At 43.1% G+C, this 5,112-nt stretch carries 5 protein-coding genes and 9 tRNA genes; all 14 read right to left on the reverse strand.

Translation table 11 applies throughout. The features are described from left to right. Positions 1-82: 82 nt before the first annotated feature. Complete coding sequence (locus tag K1I56_RS09835; RefSeq protein ID WP_201037086.1) at positions 83-652, reverse strand: DUF6287 domain-containing protein; 570 nt, start codon at positions 650-652, stop codon at positions 83-85. Between the two features lie 139 nt (positions 653-791). Next, positions 792-2,297, reverse strand: a complete 1,506-nt coding sequence (locus K1I56_RS09840; protein ID WP_201037088.1) for a zinc ABC transporter substrate-binding protein AdcA — start codon at positions 2,295-2,297, stop codon at positions 792-794. A gap of 2 nt (positions 2,298-2,299) precedes the next feature. Further along, entirely contained in the window at positions 2,300-3,103 is an 804-nt protein-coding gene (locus tag K1I56_RS09845; protein WP_003009676.1) for a metal ABC transporter permease, read from the reverse strand. Then, the gene (locus K1I56_RS09850; protein WP_003013743.1) at positions 3,096-3,800 is read right to left on the reverse strand and encodes a metal ABC transporter ATP-binding protein; all 705 of its coding nucleotides are present in this window, start codon (positions 3,798-3,800) and stop codon (positions 3,096-3,098) included. The genes K1I56_RS09845 and K1I56_RS09850 overlap by 8 nt, the downstream gene beginning before the upstream one ends. Position 3,801: 1 nt before the next feature. Next, positions 3,802-4,239, reverse strand: a complete 438-nt coding sequence (locus tag K1I56_RS09855) for a zinc-dependent MarR family transcriptional regulator (RefSeq protein ID WP_070587869.1) — start codon at positions 4,237-4,239, stop codon at positions 3,802-3,804. A 103-nt stretch (positions 4,240-4,342) separates the two neighbouring features. Continuing rightward, a tRNA-Leu gene (locus K1I56_RS09860) sits at positions 4,343-4,426 on the reverse strand. A gap of 10 nt (positions 4,427-4,436) precedes the next feature. Further along, positions 4,437-4,508 (reverse strand) — tRNA-Gln (locus tag K1I56_RS09865). A gap of 16 nt (positions 4,509-4,524) precedes the next feature. After that, positions 4,525-4,597 (reverse strand) — tRNA-His (locus K1I56_RS09870). Positions 4,598-4,609: 12 nt separating this feature from the next. Further along, positions 4,610-4,680, reverse strand: a tRNA-Trp gene (locus K1I56_RS09875). A gap of 6 nt (positions 4,681-4,686) precedes the next feature. Continuing rightward, a tRNA-Tyr gene (locus K1I56_RS09880) sits at positions 4,687-4,767 on the reverse strand. A 15-nt stretch (positions 4,768-4,782) separates the two neighbouring features. Further along, positions 4,783-4,855: transfer RNA gene (locus tag K1I56_RS09885), tRNA-Phe, on the reverse strand. Positions 4,856-4,858: 3 nt separating this feature from the next. After that, positions 4,859-4,932, reverse strand: a tRNA-Met gene (locus tag K1I56_RS09890). A gap of 9 nt (positions 4,933-4,941) precedes the next feature. Further along, a tRNA-Ser gene (locus K1I56_RS09895) sits at positions 4,942-5,031 on the reverse strand. Between the two features lie 7 nt (positions 5,032-5,038). After that, a tRNA-Glu gene (locus K1I56_RS09900) sits at positions 5,039-5,110 on the reverse strand. Between the last annotated feature and the right edge of the window lie 2 nt (positions 5,111-5,112).

Raw genomic sequence — 5,112 nt, forward strand, 5'->3', positions numbered from 1 at the left:
GCCCACTCAACCACTGCGTCTTGCTCGACAATCCAAAAACAATTAAGAGGCTAGGACTTTTGTCCCAGCCTCTTTTTTTCTGTTATTCATCTCCTACATGATAGTAGATCGAGCCTTGTTCCCCAAAACTAGCGATACCAACACCAGACCACATGCGGTTTTTAGAGGCATCTGATGTGTCCTTAAAGACGACTTGTCCTTGATCATCGACCTGATCACCAATGGTCACTCCTGCAGGAATATACTCCAACAAGAAGCCTCCATCACGACCACCATAAATGCCTTCTGATGCTGTTCCATAATCCGTCAAAGAAGCTCCATAGCCCTCTAACTCTTGTGAGACCAACCCTTTGTCGTTAAAGACCAGCTTGTTTCCCTTATCATCTTGCCAGACACCAGCAATACTGCTGTAGTCTCCATTGGCAATCGCTTCAAGATCCATTTTCTTCACTTCTTTTTTCTCTTCTTTTTTCTCTTCTTTTTTTTCTTTCTCCTTCACTTCCGAACTAGAAGCATCCGTCTTTTTGACTTCAGAAGAGGTCGTCGTTTGACTAGAGGAAGGGGTTGATTTTTTGCTCGCTCCCTGTTGCGAACAAGCCACCAACAGGACCACACTGAGAATACTCACAAGAATTGCACCAACTTTTTTCATTTAAAATTCCCCATACATTTTTTTAGTTTAAAGCCCTTTCATTGTAACGTATTTTCAAGCATTTGACAAGCTTCACTCCTCATTTTTAATCAAAAAGAGACCGGGATAATCAGTCCTAGTCTCTATTTTGATACAACTCTTAATGAGCCAGCATTTCCTGTGCCACTTCTAAACCAGATAAGTTCGAAGGATAATACGTTGGCCAATTTTCCAACTCATCATAAAGCGCCTCTTGACTCTTTCCTCCATGGAAAATGTGGAAGTGAGCTGCCTTTACCGGAGTAATTTCATGGTCACTAAATTGAACATATTTGAAGTCTCCCGCATCGCTCTCCTTGGCTTCAAAGAGATAACGAACACCACGATTCCCCTTCTTATAAGTCAAAATGTGCTTACCTACGTATTTATAAGTATATTTCTTAGAAGATCCTTTTTGATAAAACTCCATTGAATCCTTATCAATCTTAATCCGATCAATATCTGTTTGGTAACCCTTGGTATAATATTCCTTATACTCAGCGGCCGTCATGGTTGGATTTAATTTTGCCTTATAATCAAAGACCTGATCCAACGTTCCATCTTGCAAGTATGGATAAACCGATTTCCAATCACCCGCATAATTTGCTAAGCTACGATCCTTCACTTGACTATCCTCGAAATAGCCCTTTTGAACCGTCTTAGAATCTTCCTCATGTTCCGGTTGAATATCCTTACCATCTTGTGACGTTGTTTTCTCGAGCGCCTTCAGATTTTCCTTCATAACAGACACGTAGTTTTCGCCATCTTTCATTTCTTGATCCGTCAAACTTTCCAAAGGATTTAAGACAGCCAACTCAACACCAGCTTCAGAAGACAAGGTTTTCGCCAAGGACTTAGAAGCATTTTCCTCAAAGTAAATGACCTTGATCTCATTTTTCTTGATATACTCTGTCAATTCACGCAATCGTGCAGCAGAAGGCTCGCTATCAGGTGAAATCCCTGAAATGGCTACCTGGTTTAATCCATAATCTAAGGCCAAGTAACGGAAAGCCGCGTGTTGGGTCACGAAATTCTTTTGTTTCGCATCTTTCAAGCCATCCTGATAAGCTTGATCCAAGGCCTGTAATTTCTTTAGATAGGCTTGGGCATTTTTCTCAAACGTTTTTTTCTTATCTGGATAAGCTGCCACCAACTGATCACGAATCGACTCTACCATCTTCATGGCACGATGTGGAGAGAGCCAAAGGTGAGGATCATATTCATGATGGTGTTCTTCGCCCCCTTCGTGTTCATGTTCCTCTTCCAATCCAGGAAGCAAGACCATGCCCTTGGTGGCATCGATCACTTTGGTTTTCTTATCCTTCATGGATTTCAAAAGATTTGGAACCCACGTTTCCATGTTTTCATTCTCATAAACGAAAACATCCGAATCTTGAATCATAGCCCGCCCCTTAGCAGACAATTCATATTCATGAGGCTCTGATCCCGCTCCAATGAGCAGGTCTACCGTTCCTTCATCTCCGACAATATTTTTTGTAAAATCATAAACAGGATAGAAAGTGGTCATCACTTTTAATTTCCCATTTTGACTCTGACTTTTGCCACAAGCTGCCAAGACAAGGGTCAAAGCCACTAACAATAACCAACCAAATTTTTTAAAGTTCATATCTACTTCCTCAAACGTGATCCAAGATTCACAAGCAAGAACAAGGCCACAAATAAAAGCGTGATGCTGGCACTCGCCGGTGTATCTGCAATATAAGACAAAATCAACCCACTAAACATCCCGATAAAACCAATGATGACCGCAATCAGCATGACCCCACGGAAGTTCTTCCCTAATTTCAGGGCAATACTAGCCGGTAAGACCATGATGGTTGAAACCAATAACGATCCTGCTGCAGGAATCATTAAGGCGATAGCAACCCCCGTCACCACATTAAATAAGATAGACATGGTTCGGACCGGAAGCCCATCCACAAAGGCTGTATCTTCATCAAAGGTCAAAATATACATAGGACGCAAGAATAAGGCCGTCAGCACTAATACAACGAAAGCAATCACAAACAAGGCGATCACCTGTTCATCCGTAATGGTTAGGGTAGAACCAAACAAATACTGATCCAAGCTCATCGAGCTTTTCCCACCACCACGCATCAGTACTAAAGCTAGGGCAAGACCAGTGGACATTAAAATTGCCGTCCCGATCTCCATAAAGTCCTTAAATAAGGTCCGCAAATACTCAAGAAAGACCGCAGCAATAATGACAATGATCATAGTCGAGAGCGTCGGAGAGATCCCAAGAAAAAGTCCAAAAGCGACACCCGCAAGAGAGACGTGACTCAGCGTATCACTCATCAGACTCTGCCGTCTCAAAATCAAGAAAATCCCTAACACAGGAGAAAAAAGACTCATGGCAACCATAGCCAACAAGGCCCGCTGCATAAAATCATACTGGAATAAATCAAGCATGGTCACCCTCCCCTTCTGTATCATGGACGTTAAAACATCTCCAAGGAGAGCTTTGGTCACGAACCAAATGAATATTCCGATCCGCAAATTGGTTAACCTCTTCAGGATCATGCGTGATCATCAAAACAGATTTTTGATGGTGATGCGCACTGTGATGCATCAACTCATAAAAATCACTCTTTGTCGTCGCATCCATCCCTGTCGTCGGTTCATCTAAAACAAAGATATCCGGATCTGAAGCAAACATCCGAGCAATGACGGCCCGCTGTTTCTGACCACCAGACAAAGAACCAATCGCCCGATCCTTGAACTCCAGCATCCCAACAGATTCTAAACTCTTCAGAATATGTTTTTCATCGTGCTCATTCAACTTTCGAAACCAGCCTTTACGAGGATACCGACCTGACTTCACAAATTCATAGACCGTACTGGGGAACCCAGCATTAAAACTAGCAATCTGTTGCGGCAAATAAGCAATCCTTAACTTCTTTCCCTTTACATTTGTCTTTGAAATCTCAACTGTCCCGACCTTTGGCTGTAGAATGCCAAGACTAGCCTTAATCAAGGTTGACTTAGCAGCCCCATTCTCACCAGTCAGCGTAACAAACTCTCCACTATCTAAGTAGTAATTGATCCCTTCCAGAACCGGTTCTCGATCATAATAGAACGATAAATTTGAAACCGTAATATACCTCAAACTATAACTCCTCTTCCAATAAATCTAAAAACCGCGAAATAACCCCTTGCTCATTCTTAGTAAACTTCGACAAAACATCCTCATAAGTGTGAAGGGTATGCTGATGGTGGTGCTGATGCTCTAATGCAATCGGCTTACCAATCTCAGTTAAGCGATAATAGAGAACACGAGCATCATTCTCATCGCGATAAGTCTCTAACATCCCCTGGCTTAATAAAGGTTTCACAGCCTTCGTGATAGCCGCCTGACTAACATTCAATTTCTTTGCTAAGACAGAATTGGTTAGAGCTTCATCAGAAACCAGCATCAAAATATGTTCCTGAGTGTTGGTTAATGAAACACCACTTGTACAAGAACCAACTAAAATCTCATGCTGATTTTCTGATAACAATAAAATAGAATTTAAAAATCGATCGATTTTATTTGCAACTTCAGACAAAATTAACTCCTTCTAATTCATTAAATGAAACTTTACCGGTTAATTATATCACAAAAAAGAAAAAAAATAAACAAAAAAAGGAGTAAAACTCCTTCATAATCTATACCGGCGGCCGGGGTCGAACCGGCACGTCCTTGCGGACACTGGATTTTGAGTCCAGCGCGTCTGCCAATTCCGCCACGCCGGCATAAATTTAACTGGGGTAGCTGGATTCGAACCAACGCATGAGGGAGTCAAAGTCCCTTGCCTTACCGCTTGGCTATACCCCAATAATATTAATAAATAGGCGAGTGATGGGGATCGAACCCACGCATGCCAGAGCCACAATCTGGTGTGTTAACCACTTCACCACACCCGCCATAATTATTAACACGGGCAGTAGGAATTGAACCCACACTGAAGGTTTTGGAGACCTTAGTTCTACCTTTAAACTATGCCCGTAAAGGATGGAAGGGGAGGGATTCGAACCCCCGAACCCGAAGGAGCGGATTTACAGTCCGCCGCGTTTAGCCTCTTCGCTACCCTTCCTGATTATTGAATTGATGGCGCGAGACGGAATCGAACCGCCGACACATGGAGCTTCAATCCATTGCTCTACCAACTGAGCTACCGAGCCAAATTGCGGGAGCAGGATTTGAACCTACGACCTTCGGGTTATGAGCCCGACGAGCTACCGAGCTGCTCCATCCCGCGTTAATATTAAGGAGGATGTGGGATTCGAACCCACGCACGCTTTTACACGCCTGACGGTTTTCAAGACCGTTCCCTTCAGCCGGACTTGGGTAATCCTCCAAATATATAGTCCGTACGGGATTCGAACCCGTGTTACCGCCGTGAAAAGGCGGTGTCTTAACCCCTTGACCAACGGACCAT

The organism is Streptococcus parasanguinis (genome assembly GCF_019929185.1).
In the GTDB taxonomy this organism is placed as follows: domain Bacteria; phylum Bacillota; class Bacilli; order Lactobacillales; family Streptococcaceae; genus Streptococcus; species Streptococcus parasanguinis_O.